The organism is Armatimonas sp. (genome assembly GCF_031410135.1).
Lineage (GTDB): Bacteria > Armatimonadota > Armatimonadia > Armatimonadales > Armatimonadaceae > Armatimonas.
This window is the reverse complement of sequence record NZ_JANNYP010000694.1, coordinates 1-2,955: the sequence shown is the minus strand read 5'-3', so window position 1 is coordinate 2,955 and position 2,955 is coordinate 1. Positions and strand designations below refer to the sequence as shown.

Sequence of the window (2,955 nt, the reverse complement as noted above, 5' to 3'; positions counted from 1 at the left end):
TGAAGAAGATCGAGGCAGCCTTTGGCGTCCCCCTCTTTATCCGCACAAGTCGCAGTGTCTCACTTACCCCAGAGGGCGAGAGCGTGGTACGGCAGGCGCTGATTGTTCTAGACGAGTCCATGATCCTCGCGCAGACGTTTCAGTCGGCGAGTGCCCCGCTCTGTGGTCGCTTTCGCCTGGGGGCGTTTCCGACCCTTGCGCCCTATCTCTTCCCGCTGATCTTGCAGCCGCTCCAGGCCAATTACCCCAAGCTCCAGCTCGTGCTTACCGAAGCGCTCACCGAGGAGCTTCTGCGTCAGCTCCGCGCCCGACAGCTCGATGGGGTGCTGCTCGCCCTCCCCCAGGACGAGAGCGATCTGGCCGTCTACCCGCTCTTTCGAGAGCCGTTCTGCCTAGCGGTGAGCCACCAGCACGCACTGGCGCAGAAGACCGCGCTAACCGTGGCCGATGTCCCGCTCGACGAAATGCTCCTTCTGGAGCCAGGCCACTGCCTACGCGACCAAGTGCTCGCGGCGTGTGGAACGGCTTTTCTGGCCCACAAGCGCATCGTCCATGCCGCCGGGCTGGAGACACAGCGTGCCCTCGTGGCCGCCCAGCTCGGAATCGCGATCCTTCCCGCGCTCGCCACCCGCAAGCCCGACGACTCCGTGTGCGTCCTGCCCTTTGTCGCCCCCAAGCCCGGTCGCGATATTGGCCTCGTCATCCGAAAAACCAGCCAAGACGACCGCGATGCCCAGAGCCTCGTCGCTTTCCTACGCCACCTCCCCGAGACGCAGTCATTGATCGAAAAATCCGAAGCTTAGCATCGGTGAAACCGGGTTGATCCTGCCCTCACTCGCGGAGATAATGAGAGCATGTCAAACCATATCAATCACGATGTTGAGAGCCCCGAGGGCGATAGTGCTCCGACCAGTAGCCGCCGGAACTTTCTGGCCGCGCTAGGCTGCACGCTAGCCTCCGGTGCCGTTGCCTCCACCGCCGCCGCATTCCCAGGCGTGCCTACGGATCTTCTCGCACCAGAGAAGCCCACCGAGAGTGCTCCTACGATCCCCAGCACAGTGGGCAAGTGCCCGTTTCATGCAGAGGCCGCGCCGGAGCAGCAGGCCGTGGCGGGGCGTGGGATGCAGAACCGCGACTGGTGGCCTGATCAGCTTCGGCTCAATATCCTGCGCCAGCACACCCCAGCCTCCAACCCGATGGACGAGAAGTTCGACTACGCCGCCGAGTTCAAGAAGCTGGATCTGAAGGCCGTGAAGAAAGACATCTTCGCGCTCATGACATCGTCGCAGGACTGGTGGCCCGCTGACTTTGGACACTACGGCCCGTTTTTTATCCGCATGGCCTGGCACAGCGCGGGAACCTACCGTGTTCAAGACGGTCGTGGCGGGGCGGGTTTTGGCACGCTCCGCTTTGCGCCGCTCAATAGCTGGCCCGACAACGCCAACCTCGACAAGGCCCGCGCGCTTCTCTGGCCCATTAAGAAAAAGTACGGCAAGAAGCTCTCCTGGGCGGATCTCATGATCCTGACGGGCAACTGCGCCCTAGAGTCGGCGGGGCTCAAGACCTTTGGGTTTGCCGGAGGACGCGAGGATGTCTGGGAATCATCGGAGGATATCTACTGGGGTGCGGAGAGCGAGTGGCTCGGTGACAAGCGCTACACGGGAGATCGTCAGCTCGACAAGCCGCTGGGTGCGGTTCAGATGGGGCTGATCTATGTCAATCCCCAAGGCCCCAACGGCAACCCTGACCCGCTGGCTGCCGCCCGCGATATTCGAGAGACTTTTGGCCGTATGGCGATGAACGACGAAGAGACCGTCGCGCTGATCGCCGGAGGACACACCCTCGGTAAGGCCCACGGAGCCGCCGATCCCGATAAGTACGTCGGACGCGAGCCTGCAGCTGCAAGCATTGAGGAGCAGGGACGAGGCTGGACGAGCACCTACGGCAAGGGCTGCGGGAAAGACACGATCACCAGTGGCCTCGAAGGCGCTTGGACGGCAACGCCCACCAAGTGGAGCAACAACTACTTCGAGAACCTCTTTGGCTTCGAGTGGGAGCTGACCAAGAGCCCCGCCGGTGCCCAGCAATGGAAGCCCAAGGGCAACGGCGGTGCGGGCACCGTCCCCGACGCCTACGATGCCTCCAAAAGCCATGCCCCGATGATGTTTACCACCGACCTTGCGCTGCGCTTTGACCCGGCGTACGAGAAAATATCGCGCCGCTTCCTAGCCAATCCTCAGGCGTTCAACGATGCTTTTGCCCGTGCCTGGTTCAAGCTGACCCACCGCGACATGGGGCCGGTCGCCCGCTATCTTGGCGCAGAGGTGCCCAAGGAGACCCTGATCTGGCAAGACCCGATCCCCGCCGTAACGGGCAAGCGGATGGACACTAAAGACATCGCGGCGCTCAAGTCTAAGATTCTAGGCTCCGGCCTCAGCGTCTCGGAGCTCGTTGCAACCGCATGGGCCTCGGCGGCGACGTTCCGTGGCTCGGATAAGCGTGGCGGTGCCAATGGGGCGAGGATTCGTCTCGCGCCGCAGAAAAACTGGGAGGCCAACCAGCCTGCACAGACTGCCAAGGTGATTGGCGTCCTCGAAGGTATCCAAAAGTCGTTTGGTAAGCCCGTCTCGCTCGCCGATCTCATCGTCCTGGGAGGCTGTGCAGCCATTGAGAAAGCGGCGAAGAACGCGGGAGTGACGGTAAAAGTGCCGTTCACGCCGGGCCGAGCCGATGCCTCGCAGGAGCAGACCGATGTGGCGTCGTTTGCCGTGCTGGAGCCCACCGCCGATGGCTTCCGCAACTACCTCAACCCGATGCACACGGCAAAGGCAGAAGATCTTCTGGTGGACAAGGCCCAGCTCCTGACCCTGACCGCACCCGAGATGACGGTGCTTGTCGGGGGGCTACGAGTGCTCAAGGCTGGTGCAACGGCCCACGGGGTCTTTACCAAGCGCC

The 2,955-nt window shown here is 62.7% G+C and carries 2 protein-coding genes; both read left to right on the top strand.

Annotated features, from left to right (window positions below; all coding sequences use genetic code 11):
- On the top strand, positions 1-803 hold an 803-nt coding region (locus RMO15_RS25435), incomplete at its 5' end, for a LysR substrate-binding domain-containing protein (RefSeq protein WP_309719329.1).
- A gap of 51 nt (positions 804-854) precedes the next feature.
- On the top strand, positions 855-2,955 hold a 2,101-nt coding region (gene katG, locus RMO15_RS25430; protein ID WP_309719326.1), incomplete at its 3' end, for a catalase/peroxidase HPI.